17 protein-coding genes are annotated in these 17,433 nt (G+C 64.0%); 6 read left to right on the top strand and 11 right to left on the bottom strand.

Annotation, left to right across the window (positions count from 1 at the left end; translation table 11 throughout):
- Positions 1–13: 13 nt before the first annotated feature.
- The 4 genes from BLQ01_RS03055 (at position 14) to BLQ01_RS03045 (ending at position 3,512) form a co-directional block, all read left to right on the top strand.
- Complete coding sequence (locus tag BLQ01_RS03055) at positions 14–724, top strand: 3'-5' exonuclease (RefSeq protein WP_026540005.1); 711 nt, start codon at positions 14–16, stop codon at positions 722–724.
- A gap of 326 nt (positions 725–1,050) precedes the next feature.
- Positions 1,051–2,001 carry an ABC transporter substrate-binding protein gene (locus BLQ01_RS22500; RefSeq protein ID WP_026540004.1) on the top strand — a complete coding sequence of 317 codons (951 nt, stop codon included), beginning with the start codon at positions 1,051–1,053 and terminating at the stop codon, positions 1,999–2,001.
- Between the two features lie 12 nt (positions 2,002–2,013).
- A complete protein-coding gene (locus BLQ01_RS22495; protein ID WP_026540003.1) occupies positions 2,014–2,778 on the top strand; it encodes an amino acid ABC transporter permease in 765 nt (254 codons plus the stop codon).
- Positions 2,775–3,512: an amino acid ABC transporter ATP-binding protein gene (locus BLQ01_RS03045; protein WP_026540002.1), complete on the top strand. Its 738-nt coding sequence runs from the start codon at positions 2,775–2,777 to the stop codon at positions 3,510–3,512. The genes BLQ01_RS22495 and BLQ01_RS03045 overlap by 4 nt, the downstream gene beginning before the upstream one ends.
- A 128-nt stretch (positions 3,513–3,640) precedes the next feature.
- On the opposite strand, the gene BLQ01_RS03040 is transcribed toward BLQ01_RS03045, so the two are convergent.
- Positions 3,641–4,654: a glycoside hydrolase family 3 N-terminal domain-containing protein gene (locus tag BLQ01_RS03040; protein ID WP_254779185.1), complete on the bottom strand. Its 1,014-nt coding sequence runs from the start codon at positions 4,652–4,654 to the stop codon at positions 3,641–3,643.
- A gap of 19 nt (positions 4,655–4,673) precedes the next feature.
- Here BLQ01_RS03040 and BLQ01_RS22590 point away from each other — a divergent pair, with 19 nt between their 5' ends.
- Positions 4,674–4,943: a hypothetical protein gene (locus tag BLQ01_RS22590; protein WP_254779183.1), complete on the top strand. Its 270-nt coding sequence runs from the start codon at positions 4,674–4,676 to the stop codon at positions 4,941–4,943.
- A gap of 99 nt (positions 4,944–5,042) precedes the next feature.
- Here the strand turns inward: BLQ01_RS22590 and hemL are convergent, their stop codons facing one another.
- From hemL to hemE, 9 genes are all read right to left on the bottom strand, one after another.
- A complete protein-coding gene (gene hemL, locus BLQ01_RS03035) occupies positions 5,043–6,362 on the bottom strand; it encodes a glutamate-1-semialdehyde 2,1-aminomutase (RefSeq protein WP_026546189.1) in 1,320 nt (439 codons plus the stop codon).
- A gap of 52 nt (positions 6,363–6,414) precedes the next feature.
- Complete coding sequence (locus tag BLQ01_RS03030) at positions 6,415–7,527, bottom strand: LLM class flavin-dependent oxidoreductase (RefSeq protein WP_091550075.1); 1,113 nt, start codon at positions 7,525–7,527, stop codon at positions 6,415–6,417.
- Positions 7,527–8,507 carry a porphobilinogen synthase gene (gene hemB, locus BLQ01_RS03025; protein ID WP_091550073.1) on the bottom strand — a complete coding sequence of 327 codons (981 nt, stop codon included), beginning with the start codon at positions 8,505–8,507 and terminating at the stop codon, positions 7,527–7,529. The genes BLQ01_RS03030 and hemB overlap by 1 nt, the downstream gene beginning before the upstream one ends.
- Positions 8,504–9,382 (bottom strand): uroporphyrinogen-III synthase, encoded by an 879-nt coding sequence (locus BLQ01_RS03020; RefSeq protein ID WP_254779181.1) that lies wholly within the window; start codon positions 9,380–9,382, stop codon positions 8,504–8,506. The genes hemB and BLQ01_RS03020 overlap by 4 nt, the downstream gene beginning before the upstream one ends.
- Positions 9,369–10,367 (bottom strand): hydroxymethylbilane synthase, encoded by a 999-nt coding sequence (hemC, locus tag BLQ01_RS03015; RefSeq protein WP_026539996.1) that lies wholly within the window; start codon positions 10,365–10,367, stop codon positions 9,369–9,371. Before hemC ends, BLQ01_RS03020 begins: the two co-directional genes overlap by 14 nt.
- On the bottom strand, positions 10,364–11,587 hold the full coding sequence (locus BLQ01_RS03010; RefSeq protein ID WP_026539995.1) for a ferrochelatase: 1,224 nt from the start codon (positions 11,585–11,587) through the stop codon (positions 10,364–10,366). Before BLQ01_RS03010 ends, hemC begins: the two co-directional genes overlap by 4 nt.
- On the bottom strand, positions 11,584–12,285 hold the full coding sequence (gene hemQ / locus BLQ01_RS03005) for a hydrogen peroxide-dependent heme synthase (RefSeq protein WP_026539994.1): 702 nt from the start codon (positions 12,283–12,285) through the stop codon (positions 11,584–11,586). The genes BLQ01_RS03010 and hemQ overlap by 4 nt, the downstream gene beginning before the upstream one ends.
- A 72-nt stretch (positions 12,286–12,357) precedes the next feature.
- Complete coding sequence (gene hemG, locus BLQ01_RS03000; RefSeq protein WP_091550070.1) at positions 12,358–13,800, bottom strand: protoporphyrinogen oxidase; 1,443 nt, start codon at positions 13,798–13,800, stop codon at positions 12,358–12,360.
- A 32-nt stretch (positions 13,801–13,832) separates the two neighbouring features.
- On the bottom strand, positions 13,833–14,948 hold the full coding sequence (hemE, locus tag BLQ01_RS02995; protein ID WP_091550359.1) for a uroporphyrinogen decarboxylase: 1,116 nt from the start codon (positions 14,946–14,948) through the stop codon (positions 13,833–13,835).
- Positions 14,949–15,106: 158 nt separating this feature from the next.
- Between hemE and BLQ01_RS02990 the strand changes: the two genes are divergently transcribed.
- On the top strand, positions 15,107–16,429 hold the full coding sequence (locus BLQ01_RS02990) for a glutamyl-tRNA reductase (protein ID WP_026539991.1): 1,323 nt from the start codon (positions 15,107–15,109) through the stop codon (positions 16,427–16,429).
- Between the two features lie 9 nt (positions 16,430–16,438).
- On the opposite strand, the gene BLQ01_RS02985 is transcribed toward BLQ01_RS02990, so the two are convergent.
- Positions 16,439–17,425, bottom strand: coding sequence for an SDR family NAD(P)-dependent oxidoreductase (locus BLQ01_RS02985; protein WP_091550068.1), 987 nt, complete (start codon positions 17,423–17,425; stop codon positions 16,439–16,441).
- Positions 17,426–17,433 lie beyond the last annotated feature (8 nt).

Genomic DNA, 17,433 nt, shown 5'->3' with positions numbered 1-17,433 from the left:
GTAGCTTGAAGACATGAGCTCCTGGAACACCCTCTCCCGCGCCGCATTCGACCTCGAGACCACCGGGAAGAACTCGCGGTCAGCCCGCATCGTCACCGCTTCGATCACCGTTGTCGATGACCACGGAGAACTCATTGCCGAGCACGAGTGGCTGGCTGACCCGGGCGTTGAGATTCCCCTTGAAGCCAGTGAAGTCCATGGCGTGTCCACGGAGAAGGCCAGGGCAGAAGGCCGTCCGGCGGCAGAAGTCACCCGTGAAGTTGCCGCGGTTCTCCAGGAACTTTTCGACGCCGGCACTCCAGTCATCGCTTTCAACGCCAGTTACGACTTCACCGTGCTGGCCGCTGAGTCTGCACGCTATGGAGTGCCGCAACTGAGCCGCTTCCCCGTGTTGGACCCCTATGTCATGAACAAACAAGTGGATCGCTACCGCAAGGGAAAGCGCACGCTGACTGCCCTGTGCGAGGAATACGGGGTTGACCTGACCAACGCCCACACCTCCGCAGCGGATGCGCTCGCCACCCTCCGCGTCCTGGATGCAATGGCCGGCAAGTTCCCCAAGCTGCAGATGCCTGCCTCCACACTCCACCAGTTGCAAGTAGACTGGGCCGCGTCCCAGGCCGCCGATTTCCAGCAGTATTTGCGGCGCAGCAAACCCACCGCAGTTATCGAGGGCGAGTGGCCGGTCCTGCCGCCTGAGGATGCGGGTCGGGGCGGTTTCTAACCAAAGCTTCCTCCCAAGGGATTGCATTCTGCGACGCATGTCACACGAAACAGCGGGAACCCCAAAGGCCAGCCACTTAGCGTGCGGATTCCACACACGCACCGGCTGACGGAATAGTCCGGAACCCCAGGACTCACCCAGGGGAACTTTCTTCGGCCAAATCGATGGCGAGCAATCATTTGTTCGATTCACACTGCCCGGGTGGGCGGGTGACATAATTAAGTTTGGCGGGTTGAAGTCTGCTAGGGCAGCCACCCTTCCTTTCGGTTGCCACATTCCCCGCCCACCGTGAAACGTCTTCGTGACCCGATGAAAGTGATTTCTTCATGAAATTCAAAGCCCCTAAGTGGCTGTCTGTTGCCCCCGTGGCCGCAGCCCTGGTGATTTCCCTGGCAGCTTGTGGCGGTGGAACTTCCGAGCCCAGCGGTTCGCCCACCGATGCGTTGGCCGGCAGCGACCAGAAGTCCCTGGACACGTTCACCACCGCCGAGGTAACCCCGCTGGACAAGATCGACAAGTCCAAGTTGGGCCTCATTACCGACGGCACCCTGCGCGTGGGCACCCTCTCCGATGCCCCGCCGAACATCTTCATTGACCCCTCGGGCAAATTCACCGGCTATGACAACGAGCTCCTCCGCGCCATCGGCGACAAGCTGGGCCTGAAGGTTGAGTTCGCATCCACCGACTTCTCCGCGTTGCTCTCCCAGGTGGGCAACAAGCAGTTCGACGTCGGATCCTCCTCGATCTCCACCACCGACGCACGCCGTAAGACAGTCGGGTTCACCAACGGCTACGACTTCGGCTACATGGCCATCGTGACCAAGAGCGACTCCAAGGTGGGCGGCTTCGCCGACGTCAAGGAAGGCCTGCGCATCGGCGTTGTCCAGGGCACCGTCCAGGATGACTACATGACGAACACGCTCAAGATCGAGCCCGTCCGTTTCCCTGACTACAACACCGTTTACGGCAACGTGAAGAACGGTCAGATCGACGCATGGGTCGCTCCCTCCCAGCAGGCTGAAGGCCAGGTCAAGGAAGGCGATAACACCAAGATCGCCGAGAAGGTTGTCAACACCCAGAACTTCACCGCCTATGCAGTGAACAAGGACAACCAGCCGCTGATCGACGCCTTGAACTCCGGCTTGGATGCCGTCATTGCCGACGGCACCTGGGCCAAGCTCACGGCCGAGTGGTACAAGGACCGTCCGACTGCTGCCGAGCAGACCCCCCAGGGCTGGAAGCCGGGCAGCAAGGCCGTCCAGCTCCCCGCCAAGTAAACAAGGCGTTCCATGGATATCCTCAATCAACTTGCCGAGACCTTCTTTGACTGGGAGGCAATGGGCGAAGTCCTTCCCAAGATGTTCGCCGTCGGCCTGCCCAATACCATCGTCCTGGCTGTCGTCTCCGGCATCATCGGGACCGCGATCGGGATGCTGCTCGCCCTGATGGGGATTTCCCGGAACGCAGCAGCACGGTGGATAGCCCGCATTTACACGGACATTCTCCGCGGGCTTCCTCCGGTGCTGACCATTCTGGTGATCGGGTTCGGTTTCGGCCCCATCATTCGTGAACTGACGGGGTCCACCAGCCCCTACCCCATGGCTATCGCGGCGTTGTCGTTGATGTCCGGCGCGTACATCGGCGAGATCTTCCGGTCCGGCATCCAGAGCGTGGACAAGGGACAACTCGAAGCGACCCGTGCCCTCGGGTTCAGCTACGGCTCCTCCATGCGCCTGGTGGTAGTACCCCAGGGAATCCGCAGGGTCCTTCCGGCCCTGGTAAACCAGTTCATTGCACTGATCAAGGAATCCTCACTGGTGTTCATGCTGGGCCTCCTGGCCACGGAACGCGAGATTTTCCAGATCGGCAAGGACGCCGCCGCCAACAGCGGAAACCTGTCCCCGTACGTTGCTGCCGCCATCTTCTACCTCGCGCTGACCATCCCGCTCACGCATTTTGTGAACTGGATCGACGCCCGCATGCGCTCCGGCAAGCCGGAGAAGAAGGAACCGGATGAGGCAGCAGCCGTGGTAGGAAAAGGAGCCCAGGCATGAGTGAATTCGCATCCGGCACATTAACTGCAAAGAACATCCACTTGTCCTTTGGCAGCAACCACGTGCTGCGGGGCATTGACCTGCACGTCGAGAAAGGCACCACGGCCTCCGTGATCGGCCCTTCCGGCTCAGGCAAGTCGACCCTTCTGCGCGTGATGAACCGCCTCATCGAACCCGACCAGGGCGACATCCTGCTGGACGGACGTTCTGTGCTCAAGGACAATCCGGACGAACTGCGTCGCCGGATCGGCATGGTGTTCCAGCAGTTCAACCTGTTCCCCCACAAGACCGTGGCTGAGAACATTTCGCTGGCATTGCGCAAACTCCGTGGCATGTCCAAGGAGCAGGCGCGCGACGAGGCCCTGTCCCAACTGGACCTTGTGGGCCTGAAGCACAAGGCTGACTCGCGTCCTGCAAACCTTTCCGGTGGCCAGCAGCAGCGCGTGGCGATCGCCCGTGCCCTGGCCATGAAGCCGGAGGTGATGTTCTTTGACGAGGCCACCTCTGCACTGGACCCGGAATTGGTCAAGGGCGTCCTTGCCCTCATGACCGACCTGGCCCAAGGCGGCATGACCATGGTGGTGGTAACCCACGAGATGGGCTTCTCGCGCAACGTCTCCGATGTGGTGACCTTCATGGACGCCGGCGTGGTGGTGGAATCCGGACCTCCGGAGCAGCTTTTCACCAATCCGCAAACGGAACGCCTGCAGGGCTTCCTGTCGGACGTCCTTTAGGCAAAAAAGCACCAGCCCAAAGAACCCCGTCTTCGTTGCGAAGACGGGGTTCTTTGCTGTGGCATTGGCCCTGCTGTGATCACAGCCCCCTGCAATCACTGCCCCCTGCAGTCACAGCCCCCATGCAATCACTGCCCGGCTTTGACCCGCAGCACGGTCAGCGCCGCGGCATCGACCTTGGCGCGGAACGAGGCATCTGCCTGGGCCTTCTTCACCACTGCCTGGTGCATGGCGGGAATACTCGCAGGATCCGCGCACACCAGCATGGTTCCGCCGGCACCAAAGAAGTTCAGGGCGCGGTCCGCATCCGACCAGGCTTCCAATTGCGCGGCGCTGCAGAGATCGTCCGAGAGGACGATTCCGGTGAAGCCGGCGTCTTTCCGCAGCATCGTGTCCATGACGATTGGCGAAAAGGGTGCGATGTTTGCGGGGTCGATCTTGTCGTAATAGGCGTTTGAAACCATGACCCACCGGGTGCCGGAGGAGATGGCGGCCTTGAAGGGCTCCAGGGCGGGATCCTGCCGGGTGGTGGAGGTGTCCCTGACATCACTGGTCACGTCCGTGTTGGGAACCACCTTGCCCAAACCGGGGAAGTGCTTCACTACAGGCGCTACGCCCGCTTCTTTCATGCCATCGGCAAAGGCATTGCCGAGCGCCGAAACCGTTCCGGGCGCATAGCCGTATTCGCGTTGGAAGTGGCCGATGGGGGCGTTGGAAGGAGCAAATTCCGGGCTGGTGACAGTGTCCAGCACAGGGGCTAGGTTGACGTTGATCCCGGCGCTCCGAAGCTCCTTGCCCCACACGGCAGCGTCAGCCCGGAGTTTTGCCTGCCCTGCCCCTGCCTGAACCAGGGCCGTGGGTATTGTTGAGAATCCCGGACCCGAAAGAACCTGGACATACCCGCCTTCCTGGTCGGTGGCTACGAAAAGCGGCACACCGCCGGTGGTCCCGGCGGAGACTGTGCCCGTCAGGGAAGACACCACGGAAGCGGTGGCGGCGCTGCCTGCTTTGCTGCGACCACTCAGATAGACATTGCCTGCGTGGTATTCCTTCAGTGCCTGCATGGTTCCCGGCTCAGCGCCGGTGGCTTTGGCTGCCACCATAAACAGCTGGCCCACTCTCTGCTCAAGGCTGAGCTTCACCAACTGTTGCTCAGCAGCAGTGGGCGCACTCGTAGCGGGCGCGGCAGACGCTGTGGGAACGGCGGATGGCGCCGGTGCCGCCGTCGTGGTTCCGGGTGCCGGCGTTACCGGCCGGGGAGAACTTGGGGGCGGAGAAGCAGAGGTCGACGCCGTCCCTTCCGTTGGGGACGCAGCGGTGCTTCCGCTGCCGCTTGAGCAGCCGGACGCCAGGGCGAGCAAAGCTCCAGCCGTTGCGATGCTCACACCAAAAGATGCAAATGTCTGGGTCTTGCGCATGGTAAACCGTTAGTTCGTTGGGGGTGGGTTTCCACTTACGAGCCTACCCCGTGTGAAGACGGCGATGCCCCGGCCCTGTGCTTTTCCGCACGTGGCCGGGGCATCGGCGTTATCAGGCAGTGGCGCCGGCAGCAGCCTGGGCGGCCGCCGGGAGGGCTTCGAAAATACGGTTCATCGCGGCGTCGTCGTGGGCGGCAGACAGGAACCAGGCCTCGAAGACCGAAGGCGGGAGGTAAACGCCCGAATCCAGCATGGAGTGGAAGAACGGCGCGTAGCGGAAGCTCTCCTGGGCCTGGGCGTCGTCATAGTTGTGCACGCCGTGGGCCGAGGTGCCAAAAGCAACCGAGAAGAGGTTTCCTGCCCGTTGGATGGAGTGGTCAACGCCGGCAGCATCCAGGGCTGAGGAAAGTGCCGCGGAGAGTTCAAGCGAGCGGGCATCGACGTAGGCGTAGACCTCGGGCGTCGCGTTGCTCAGCGTTGCCACACCGGCGGCCATGGCTACCGGGTTACCGGACAGTGTGCCTGCCTGGTACACCGGGCCAACCGGCGCGAGGTAGTCCATGACGTCGGCGCGGCCGCCCAGGGCCGCCGTCGGCATTCCGCCGCCGATGACCTTGCCGAAGGTGAGCAGGTCCGGCGCCCACCCTTCCTGGCGTCCGGTGAGGCCCCAGTAGCCCGAGTAGCCCGTACGGAAACCGGTGAGGACTTCGTCCACGATCAGGAGTGCACCGTGTTCCTTGGTAATGCGGGACAGCCCTGCGTTGAAGCCCTCTCCCGGGGTGACGACGCCCATGTTGGCAGGAGCGGCTTCAGTAATGACGGCGGCAATGTTGTTGCCGTGGGTGGCGAAGGCAGCCTCTACGGCAGCGAGGTCGTTGTAGGGCAGAACCAGGGTTTCGGCCGCCGTCGCCGCAGTGACACCCGCCGAACCTGGGAGTGCCAGGGTTGCAACGCCGGAACCTGCCGCTGCCAGCAGTCCGTCCAAGTGACCGTGGTAGCAGCCTGCGAACTTGATGATGAGGTTCCGGCCGGTGAAGCCCCGTGCCAGGCGCACGGCGGTCATGGTGGCTTCAGTGCCGGTTGAGACCATGCGGAGACGCTCGACGGCGGACACCCGTTCCTTGACGATCTCGGCCAGGTTGGCCTCATCCGGTGTCGAAGCACCGAACGACAGTCCCCTGTCCACAGCTGCATGAACGGCCTCGAGCACGGCCGGGTGCGCATGGCCCAGCAGGGCAGGTCCCCAGGAACAGACCAGGTCCACGTACTCCTTGCCATCGGCATCGGTGAGGTAGGCGCCCTTGGCGGAAACCATGAACTTCGGGTTACCGCCTACGGATCCGAAGGCACGAACCGGGGAGTTCACGCCACCGGGCATCAGGGACCGGGCACGGTCGAACAGCTGATCGGAGACAGGGGTATTGGAAGTCATGGTTCCTATTCTTTCAGTGATTCAGGAGCAGCAGTGGTTGGCCGGGCACGCGCTAGTGGGAGGCCAGCAGCTCGGCGACCCTCGGGGCCACCTCGGTACCGTAAAGCTCGATGCAGCGCATCATGGACTGGTGGGGCAACGTCCCGTTGCTGTATTTGAGGTCGAAGCGGTCCACGCCCAGATTCCGTTTGAGCAGGACGATCTTTTGCGCCACGGTCTCCGGCGATCCGACGTACAGCGCGCCCTCGGGGCCGCACATGGCCTCGAATTCGCCCCGGTTGCCCGGACCCCAGCCGCGTTCGGCACCGATCCTGTTCCGCTGGTCGAGCCAGTGCGGGAAAAGCTCTTCCCGGGCAGCTTCGTCGGTATCGGCAATATAACCGGGCGAATGCGTTGCGATCTGCCGCATGGGGTGGCCGTACTTTCGCATCGCCTCACGGTAAAGGTTCACCAAGGGGGCAAAGCGGCGGGGTTCTCCCCCGATGATGGCGAAAATGATCGGATAGCCATATTCCGCGCAACGGAGGACGGACTCCGGTGTTCCGCCCACACCAATCCAGGTGGGCAGCAGGTGATGCTGCAATTTGGGGTACACCTGCAGCCCATTGACGTTGGGACGGGTGCGGCCTTCCCAATGAACCGGCTTCTGAGCACGTACCTTGTCGAAAAGCTCCAGCTTTTCCTCGAAGAGAACTTCGTAGTCGGCCAGGTCAAGGCCGAACAGCGGGAAGGATTCAACAAACGAGCCCCTGCCGAGCATTACCTCGGCCCTGCCGTTGGACAGCGCATCAACGGTGGAGAAACGCTGGAATACACGAATCGGATCATCCGAGCTCAGCACGGTGACAGCCGAGCCCAGCCGAATGCGGGAGGTCACAGCCGCGGCAGCTGCAAGGAAGACCTCCGGCGCTGACACTGCGAAGTCCCGGCGATGGTGCTCCCCTACCCCGAAGGCATGGATCCCGACGGCGTCCGCCAGCTTTGCTTCTTCGAGCAGTTCACGCAGGACCCGGGCGTGTTCCTTGGGATTCCCATCGGCGTCGACACCGGCGTCGCCGAAAGTATTCAAGCCCAGGAGAATTTCGTTGGCCGGTACAGGCGCCACTGGATCCGGGGAAACAGCAGGGTCCGAAGACACTTCAGGGTCAGAGGGAACGGATGTCATCAGGACTCCTTCAGCCAGCCTGCGAGTTCGGAGGCCCAATAGGTCAGCACGGTATCGGCTCCGGCTCGCTTGATCCCAAGGACGGATTCGGTGATGGCACCGCGCCTGTCGATCCAGCCGTTGGCCGCAGCCGCTTCGATCATGGCGTACTCGCCGGAGATTTGGTAGGCCGAGACCGGCACCGGGCTCATCGCGGCCACGTCGGCCAGAATGTCCAGGTAGCTCATGGCAGGTTTGACCATCACCATGTCGGCACCTTCTTCAAGGTCAAGTTCAACTTCCAGGATGGCTTCCCGACGGTTGGCGGCGTCCATCTGGTAGGTCCTGCGATCGCCCTTGAGCTGGGAATCGACTGCCTCACGGAACGGTCCATAGAAGGCCGAAGCGTACTTGGCGGCATAGGCGAGGACCACGGTGTTCTTGTGGCCGGCTTCTTCCAAAGCCTGGCGGATCACGGCGATCTGGCCATCCATCATGCCCGACGGGCCCAGCACATGCGCCCCGGCATCGGCCTGGGCTACTGCCATCTGTCCGTAGATTTCCAGCGTGGCATCGTTGTCCACGTAGCCGGCGGCGTCGAGGACACCACAGTGGCCGTGATCGGTGAACTCATCCAGGCAAACGTCACCCATGATGACCAGGTCATCGCCCACCTCGGCCTTGACATCGCGGATGGCCTTGTTCAGGACGCCTTCCGGGTCAAGGGAAGCCGTGCCCTGGGCGTCGCGTACCGCTGGGATGCCGAACAGCATGATGCCGCCCACGCCGAGCTCCACTGCTTGGGCCGCAGCACGTTTCAGGGAGTCGGTGGTGTGCTGGACTACCCCCGGCATTGAGCTGATGGGGCTCGGTTCCGTGAGGCCTTCCCGGATGAATGCCGGGAGGATCAGGTCAGCCGGTGCCAGCCGGTTCTCCGCGGTAAGCCTGCGCATGGCAGGAGTTGTGCGCAGACGGCGGGGACGATGGTTCGGAAAGCTCATTGTGGGTTCCCTTCGTTGGCGAAAACGGATTCCAAGGCGGCCACGATGCCGTCCGGAGTTGGTTCTTTGGCGGTGGCAGCTACGGTGAGGCCCAGGCGGGTGGCTTCAGCCGCCGTCGGACGCCCTATGGCTACCAGCCGGCATCTGCCCAGCGGCAGCAAGGTCTCAGCAATGCGCCGCGCGGCGCTGGGTGAGGCCGCCACCACTGCGTCCACAGCCCCGGCTTGGAGGGCATCCCGGGCCTCTTCCGGGTTGAGCGTCGGCGGCAGTGCCTTACCGGAACCCCCGACGACGTCCGGCAGTTCCGCTTCGAGGCGGAGTTCCGCCCGGGCCGGGTAGTCCACTGTGTGGTAGGCGACGGCCGCGGTGACGTCCGCGCCTTTTGAGGCCAGGCCTTCGCGCAGCCCAGGTGCTGCGATATCGGCTTGGGGCAGGAGCACCCGGGACGGCCCCGGTTCCCACAGTTCCACCAGACCATCGGCGGACTGCTGCCCGGCAGGGGCAAGATGGACCGTGAGGCCGATGGATTCGAGCATGCGGACCGAGGTGGGCCCAATGGTGGCCACCTTGGTAGTGGCAGGGACCAGGCCTGCCGGCGTCGTTCCCCTCTGGGCAGCCTTTTCGAGGAGGACTTTGGCGCTGGTGATGCTGCTGATCACCAGCCAGTCGAAGTCACCTGCGGCCAGGCGGTCAAGAACGGAGTCCAGGGCCCGCTGGTCCTTGGCACGCTCGAAATCGATCAGTGGCAAAACCAAGGGGGCGGCGCCGCGGCTGTGCAGGAGTGAGGCCAGGTCCCTGGCCCGGTCGGCGCTCCTGGTAATCAGGATGCGCCGACCGTTCAACCCTTGGGGATCAGGCTGTTCAGGATGCGGCAAGGTCCGCGATCTCCGCGGCACCGGCAGCGAGCAAAAGCTCAGCCACTTCGATGCCGAGCAACGTGGCGCCCACTTCCGTGAGCCCATCGGTGGCTTTCTTCTCCCGCACGGTCTTGGTACCGTCCACCGCGCAGACCACTGCTTCAAGGTGCAGCATGCTGCCCTTGCGGAAAGCATAAGCACCTACAGGAGCAGCGCACCCCGCTTCGAGCCTGGCAAGCACGGCACGCTCGGCGGTAACGGCCAAACGGGTGTCGTCGTCGTCCAACGCGGCAAGCGCCTGGGCCAGGACTCCGCTCGAGCCGTCAGCGGACCCGTCCTGGCGCGGAGCGTCACCGGTGCGGCATTCAATGGCCAGCGCACCTTGACCGGGCGCGGGGAGCATCACGGTGGTGTCGAAGAACTCGCTGACGGTGTCCAGCCGGCCCATGCGTTCCAAACCTGCAGCTGCCAACACCACGGCATCAAGGTCACAGGACTTGCCCGGCACTACTTCCTCCGTGAGGTTTCCCGGCAAGCCGGGAACCCTGCCGAGGCGGGTATCGACGTTGCCGCGGATGTCCAGGACTTCGATATCCGGCCGCGCTGCCCGGAGCTGGGCCGCACGGCGCGGTGAACCCGTGCCCACCTTGGCCCCGCCGGGCAACTCGGAGAGTGTCATCCCCTCGCGTGCACACAGAACGTCGCGGACATCCACCCGTTGAGGTGTTGCGGCGATACTCAGTCCCAGGGCTGCCCCCGTGGGCAGGTCCTTGAGGGAGTGGACGGCGACATCGCACGTCTCAGCCAGCAAGGCGTCACGCAAGGCAGCAACAAACACGCCCGTTCCGCCCATCTGGGACAGGGAACCTGTCTTGACGTCGCCCTCGGTCTTGATGTGGACCAGCTCCACCGGGAACCCGCCAACCGCAGCCAGCTTGTCTGCCGTTTGCTGCGTCTGCGTCAAAGCCAGCTTGCTGGCCCTGGTGCCGATGCGTACGGTCACTTGGCGGCCTCCGCTGCAGGATAGGCGTCATGGCCAAGACCCACAGTGGTTCCGACTTCTGAAATGACCGGCTTCGCGCCGCGGAAGTTCTCGCAGCAGTTGGGGCGGCAGACGTCGTACCAGGGTCCGAGGTCCGTCACGTGGGGACGCTCGGCGATGTTGTTTTCCACCGTGCGTTCGCAGATCAGGTCAACCAGGCCGGACACGAAGGCGGCATGGGTTCCCGGAGTGGGAACGCGCGTGGCTTCGATGTCCAGGTTCTTGCAGGTTTCCAGCGCTTCGGTGTCAAGATCCCAGGCAACTTCCATGTGATCACTGACGAAGCCCAGCGGAACGATGACAACACCGCGGACACCTGCAGGGGCGATTTCCTCGAGGTGGTCATTGATGTCCGGTTCGAGCCAGGGGATGTGCGGGGCACCGGAACGGGACTGGTACACCAGGTCCCAGGCAACGTTGGGAGCCACAGCATCCATGATGGCCTGGGCATTGGCCAAGTGCTGGGCAGCATAAGCCGAACCTTCGGCAAATTCGCGCGGCTCGTCCTCGGACCGGCCTGCCGCCTCGGCGTCCCGCGTGGGGATGGAGTGGGTTGCGAACAGGACGCGGATTTTCGAATCCGGGTCATCCTCGCCGGCCGCAGCGAGTTTGCCACGGATCTCTTCCAAGCCCGCTGCGGTACCTTCCAGGAAGGGCTGGACTACGCCGGGGTGGTCGAAGTACTGGCGGATCTTGTCCACCTGCAGCTTGCCGTCCAGCCCGGTTTCCGTCAGGGCAACGCCGATGTCTTCGCGGTACTGGCGGCAGCTGGAGTAACAGGAGTAGATGCTGGTGGTGAGCATCAGGAGCCGGCGGTGTCCGGCGTCGTAGGCGTCCTGGAGGACCGGGGCGATGTACGGATCCCAGTTCCGGTTTCCCCAGAGGACCGGCAGTTCAATACCACGGCGGGCCAGCTCGGCTTCGATGGCAGCCTTCAGTTCGCGGTTCTGCTGGTTGATGGGGCTGATGCCACCAAAGGCGCGGTAGTGGTGCGAGACCTCTTCGAGCCGCTCATCCGGGATGCCCCGGCCACGGGTGACGTTGCGTAGGAACGGAATGACGTCATCCTGGCCTTCGGGACCACCGAAGGACGCCAGCAGCACGGCGTCGTATCGCTTGGGCTCCTGGCGCCCACGCTCGGTGACAGCGTTCGGTGCTGTGGAGATAACGGGCTGGTTCATGCGAGCACCTCGGCAATCTCGGCAGCCGTCACGCGGCGGCCGGTGTAGAAGGGGACTTCTTCGCGAACGTGGTGGCGTGCCTCGGTGGCCCGCAGGTGGCGCATCAAATCCACCAGGTCCACCAGCTCCGGTGCCTCGAGGCCAAGGATCCATTCCCAGTCACCGAGCGCGAAGGAGGAAACGGTGTTGGAGATGACCTGCGGGAATTCGCGTCCCAGCAGGCCATGGTCGCGGAGCATCTTGCCGCGCTCGTCCGTCGGGAGCAGGTACCACTCGTACGAACGGACGAACGGGTAGACGCAGAGCCAGGTGCTCGGCTCGACGCCACGGGCGTAGGCGGGTACGTGGCTCTTGGAGAACTCAGCTTCGCGGTGCACGCCCATGGCGGACCAGACGATCTCCGTTCCGGCGAAGAGCTTGCTGCGCCGGATGGAGCGGACAGCGGACTGCAGGTCCTCGGGCTTGGGGCCATGGAGCCACACCATGATGTCGGCGTCGGAGCGCATCGCCGAGACGTCGTAGCTGCCGCGCAGGATCACGTCGCCCTCCGCGAGCTTCTCCGCAAGGGCTTCGAATTCCTGGGCAGCATCGCCGCTGCGCAGGACGTCGGCCGAGCGCTTGAAGACCGTCCACAGCGTGTAGAACTGTTCTTCGGTTTCAGCAGTTTTAGTGACAGATTCGGCAGAAGTGTGGCTCATGGTTCAAGTTTGCCCCGAGCCGGCCCCTAAGTCGAAACGGATCAGTTCTACAACGCGTAGAAGTGAGGTAAATCACATACCAGTGGGCTCGCGGGAGGTTGTGGCAGCCACTTGGGACCTCGTATCGGCCACCACCGCTGCCAGGCCATTGCCCGCCAACCAGCCCCCAACTACCGTCAAGCCATCCACAGCAGCGCAGATCGCGCGCACCTGCCCGACGCGCTGTTTATGACCGACGGCGGCGAAGGGCAAAGCACCAGCCCATCGCACCACGTCCCAGTCCACAATGTCGGCACGTACAACCGGCACCGTCAAGAGGGCAGAGGCGTCCTCCAAGGCCGCAGCCAGGAGCGATTCGTCATCCATGACGATGTCTGCTCCCCCACCGGCTTCTTCACGCCGGCCATAGGAGAGCCGCAGCACGTGGGTCCCCGGACCGGCCTCGCCGGCCAACCAGTCCCATTTGGCGGTTGCATGGGTCAGCGCCTTCGCTTTAATGCCGGGAGTCTGCGGCGCCACCAGGATGCCCGTACCGCGCGGCCTGCCATCAAGCTCAGGCAGGTCCACCACCATCGTCACCAGGCTCACCAAAGGTCCGGGGGCAGGCCGCAACGCGGACAGCTCCGGCATGGACGGCTCCAGAAGCCCAACGGCAGAAGGGCCGTCGAGCGCCACCACCAGCCGGCCGGCGTCGTAAGTGGAACCGCCGGCCGTTACCTGCCATCCATCCTGGGTCTTCGCCACAACGTCAGCGCGCCGACCGGTCAACAACGCGACGCCGCGCACGCGCAGGTCTTCCACGAGTGCAGCCACCAGGGTGTTCATGCCGCCCTTCAAGCCCGCGACGGCGGACCCCGCCTTGGCAGGGCCGGAAACGGATCCGGCAGCGGCCTTGCGCTGCGCCGAAACGGCGGCAGCCAGCGAGCCATGCTTCCGGATCCCTGCCCTCAGGCCGGGTGCAACCATGTCGACGTCCAGGAGACCGGGATCGGCCGAGTGGACACCTCCAACCACCGGGGATACCAGCCGCTCAAGAACCCTTTTGCCCATGCGTTTCCGAACCAGAGCAGAAACACTGGTGACCTCCGAGGAGGTGCCAACAGAGGCAGGGAGCCAACGGTCAAGCGCAGCCCGCACCGCTCCCGCCAGGCCCAGGGAGCGGCGGACTTCCGGATCCAAGGGATTGGCCGGAATGCCCAGGACTCCGGTCTTGGGTAGTTCCTGCGGCCCATCGGGCAGTTGGACCCACGCACCTCCAGGGTGCGGGGCCACGATCATGTCCGCCAGGCCAAGCTCGCGGGCCAGGCCTGCAACAGCCGGGGAACGGGTGGCGAAGGATTCCGCGCCACTGTCCAGCTTCAGCCCGGCCACAACATGGCTTCCCACGCAGCCACCCCAGGCGGGGCCGGCCTCAAGGACGGTGACGGCAAAGCCCGACATGGCAAGCTCCCGGGCCGCGATCAGTCCCGAAATGCCACCGCCCACCACAAGGGCTGCCGGTGCGTCCGATGCCATTCCGGGCGTAGGGTGCCCCCCGCGCATTGGCCTTACTCCGAAGGAATGGAGTGGATGAGTTCCACCACGCGGGTCAGGACGGTGGGGTCCGTTTCCGGAGGCACGCCGTGGCCAAGGTTCAGCACATGGCCCGGCGCATGGGCCCCGGCCGCAATGACCTCGCGGACGTGGGCTTCAAGAACCTCCCACGGAGCGGAGAGAAGTGCGGGATCGATGTTGCCTTGCAGCGGCACGGTGCCGCCGAGCCGGCGGTTGGCCTCATCCAGGGGCAGCCGGTAATCGACTCCCACCACGTCAACACCGACATCGCGCATGGCGACCAGGAGCTCGGAGGTGCCGGTACCGAAATGGATCAAGGGAGCACCCAGGCCGCGGACGTGGTCCAGTGCCCGTGCCGAGGCCGGAGCCACGTACTTCCGGTAGTCGGCCAGGCCCAGGGAACCGGCCCACGAGTCAAAGAGCTGCGCAGCCGAAGCGCCGGCTTCGAGCTGGGCTTGCAGGAACATCCCTGAGGTGTCGGCGGCCCAATTGGCCAGCGCCGCCCAGGTTTCAGGATCGGCGTGCATCATGGTCCGGGGGCCAAGGTGGTCCCGGGACGGCCTGCCTTCCACCATGTAGGCGGCAAGGGTGAAGGGGGCACCGGCGAAGCCGATCAGTGGTGTCTTGCCGAGTTCGGCGACAGTAAGCCGGGCGGCCTCACGGATGGGTTCGAGCGCCTCCCACGTCAGCGTGGGCAGGGCTGCGACGTCGGCGGCCGTGCGTACCGGCTTATCCAGGACCGGCCCGACGCCGGGGACAATGTCCACGCCGACACCGGCCAGCTTCAGCGGAATCACAATGTCGGAGAAGAAGATGGCCGCATCCACGTCGTGGCGGCGAACCGGTTGGAGGGTGATTTCGGATGCAAGCTCCGGGCGCAGGCAGGAGTCGAGCATGGCCACGCCCTCGCGCACCTTCATGTACTCCGGAAGTGAGCGGCCCGCCTGGCGCATGAACCATACGGGCCTGCGGGTCGGTGTGCCGCCACGGTAGGCCGTGATCAACGGAGAATCCGAGGTGCGGCCGTCCTTCAGCGGGTGGTTGGCGCCGAGGGTTCCCGCCGGGGCGTTGGAGGCCGTACTCTGGGATGCTGCCGAGCTAGAAGTCATGCCTTCGATTGTGCCCAAAATCCGGGGCAAAAGATAACGACAAGCTGTCATGCAAGGCTCCGCACAGGCCGCTGTGGCGGTGATCACGCCGGTGCGTGTGGATCGCCACGGTGCCATATTGTTCTACCGGGCTACGAAAAAGCTATGATTGGGGTGCTGTGGTTCTTTTCTCATTGGTGGCTACACACGCCGACATCGACCTCGAAACCGTCGCTCAGTTGAGCAACGGTTCCTCTGAGCTTGCCTCGGCAGCCCTGACGGACTCCTCCGTGGTTTCCGGCGCCGTGGTCCTGGCCACGTGCAACCGCTACGAAATCTATGGCGAAACAGCCAACGGCGCTGACCTTGAAGCTGCCCGTTCGGCCCTAGTTTCGCAGATCAGCGAACTCAGCGGCCTCAACGAGCAACTTGTCTCCCGCTCTTTCGCCACGAACACCGGTTCGGATGTCACCCGGCATCTCTTCGCCGTCAGCGCCGGCCTGGATTCCGCCGTCGTGGGTGAACGCGAGATCGCCGGCCAGGTCCGCCGGGCATTGATCACCGCCCAGCAGGAAGGCACCGCAAGCTCCGGCCTGGTGCGCCTCTTCCAGGCGGCGTCCAAGACGGCCAAGGACGTCGGTGCGCAAACCGCGCTCGGCTCCCGCGGGCTCTCGATCGTATCCGTCGCGCTGGACCTTGCCACCGACCTCGCTGAGAACGACGATTGGTCCGCCAAGAAAGTGGTGGTCTTCGGAACAGGAGCCTACGCCGGCGCTACCATGTCGCTCTTGCGTGAACGCGGCTGCACCGATGTTTCCGTCTACTCTTCGTCCGGCCGCGCGGAAGCTTTCGTAGCCACCCGCGGGGGAACAGCGCTCGACGCCGGGACTCTTCCCGCCGCTGTTGCCGCAGCGGACGTCATGATCGGCTGCAGCGGATCGGACAACCGCGTGGAAGCTGAAGAACTTGCGCGCGTCCGGGCCCACTCCGGTAAACCTTTGATTGCCATTGACCTCGCCCTCACCCACGACTTCGATCCCGCGGTGGGCGAACTCGACGGCGTCGAACTCCTGACGCTGGAGTCCGTACGGCTCGCTGCACCGCAGGAACAGGCAGAGTCCCTGACCCAGGCAAGCGCAATCGTCACCGGCGCTGCGGCATCCTTCGAGTCTGAACGCGAAGCCCGCTCCGTGGACACGGCAATCGTGGCGCTTCGCCGCCACACCATGAACGTCCTGGACGCCGAAATGGAAAAGGTCCGCGCCCGGCATGGCTGCACTGCCGCCGCCGAGGAAGTGGAGTTCGCGCTGCGCCGCATGGTCAAGCAGCTGCTGCACATCCCCACCGTCCGGGCGCGTGAACTTGCCGCCAACGGTCAGCAGGACGATTACGTTGCAGCCCTCGAGGCCCTGTACGGGATCCAGGTGGAACAACCACAGGCTGCCGCTCCGGCCGCAGAATGCCCCGTGGACCACCAGCAGCTGCGCTCCGAAAGCGCCTGAAACTCCCCCTTATCCGAAGGCATTCACGCCAGTCAGTTCCGCCGACAGATTCCATAGTTTTGTCGCCTCTGCCCTGTCCACCGCGTGAGCGTCAACTCCCTGGTAGCGGGCCAGCGGTGAATTCTTGTCGGTGGGCCTGGCGATATCGCAATCCTCACAGTAGACACCTCCCTTGCCTGCCAGCGCAGGGGAAGTCGCTGCCCATACGGAGGTCGCTGCGCCCTGCTCCGGTGACTTGAACCCTTCCCGCAGGTTTCCTTCGGCATCCATCCACCCTGCGGCCACCATTTCTTCCTTGGGCAAATGGCGCTGCAATTCTGTCATGATGCCCCCTGGATGCACGGCGAAAGCCCGCACGCCGGAGCTCTGTCCGCGGCGGTCCAATTCCACCGCGAAGAGGGCGTTTGCGGTTTTGGCCTGGCCATAGGCCTGCCACTTTTCATACCCGGCGGAAAAGTTGATGTCCTCAAAACGGATTGGTGAGAGCTTGTGTCCTGTGGAGGACAAGGAGACGACGCGGGCCGAACCGGACGCTGCCAGGGCCGGCCACAGTTCATTCACCAGGGTGTAATGACCCAAATGGTTGGTAGCGAACTGCGCTTCCCAGCCAGGACCCACGCGTTCTTCCGGACTGGCCATGATGGCAGCGTTGTTGATGAGGATGTCCAACGTGTCATGGCCGGCGAGGAACCGTGCGGCAAATTCCTTGACGCTGGACTGGTCTGCCAGGTCCAGGTGCTCCACGCCAACATCGGTGAGGCCCGCTTCCTGCAGGACACCCCTGGCGTGTTCAGGCCGGCGGGCAGGGACAGTGACTTCCGCACCGGCGGAGACCAAGGCACGCACAGTCTCCAAACCGAGGCCCGAGTATCCGCCTGTGACAATTGCGCTCTTGCCGGTCAGGTCAATGCCTTCAATGACATCTGCGGCTGTTGAACCGTGCCCGAATCCGGAGTCGATGGGGTGCTGCGGGGTTTCTGTCCATTCTTCGCTCATGGTTGAGC

It is taken from the genome of Arthrobacter sp. UNCCL28 (assembly GCF_900102805.1).
In the GTDB taxonomy this organism is placed as follows: domain Bacteria; phylum Actinomycetota; class Actinomycetes; order Actinomycetales; family Micrococcaceae; genus Arthrobacter; species Arthrobacter nicotinovorans_A.
Note: the sequence above shows the minus strand (reverse complement) of the source record. Positions and strands in the feature narration are given on the sequence as shown.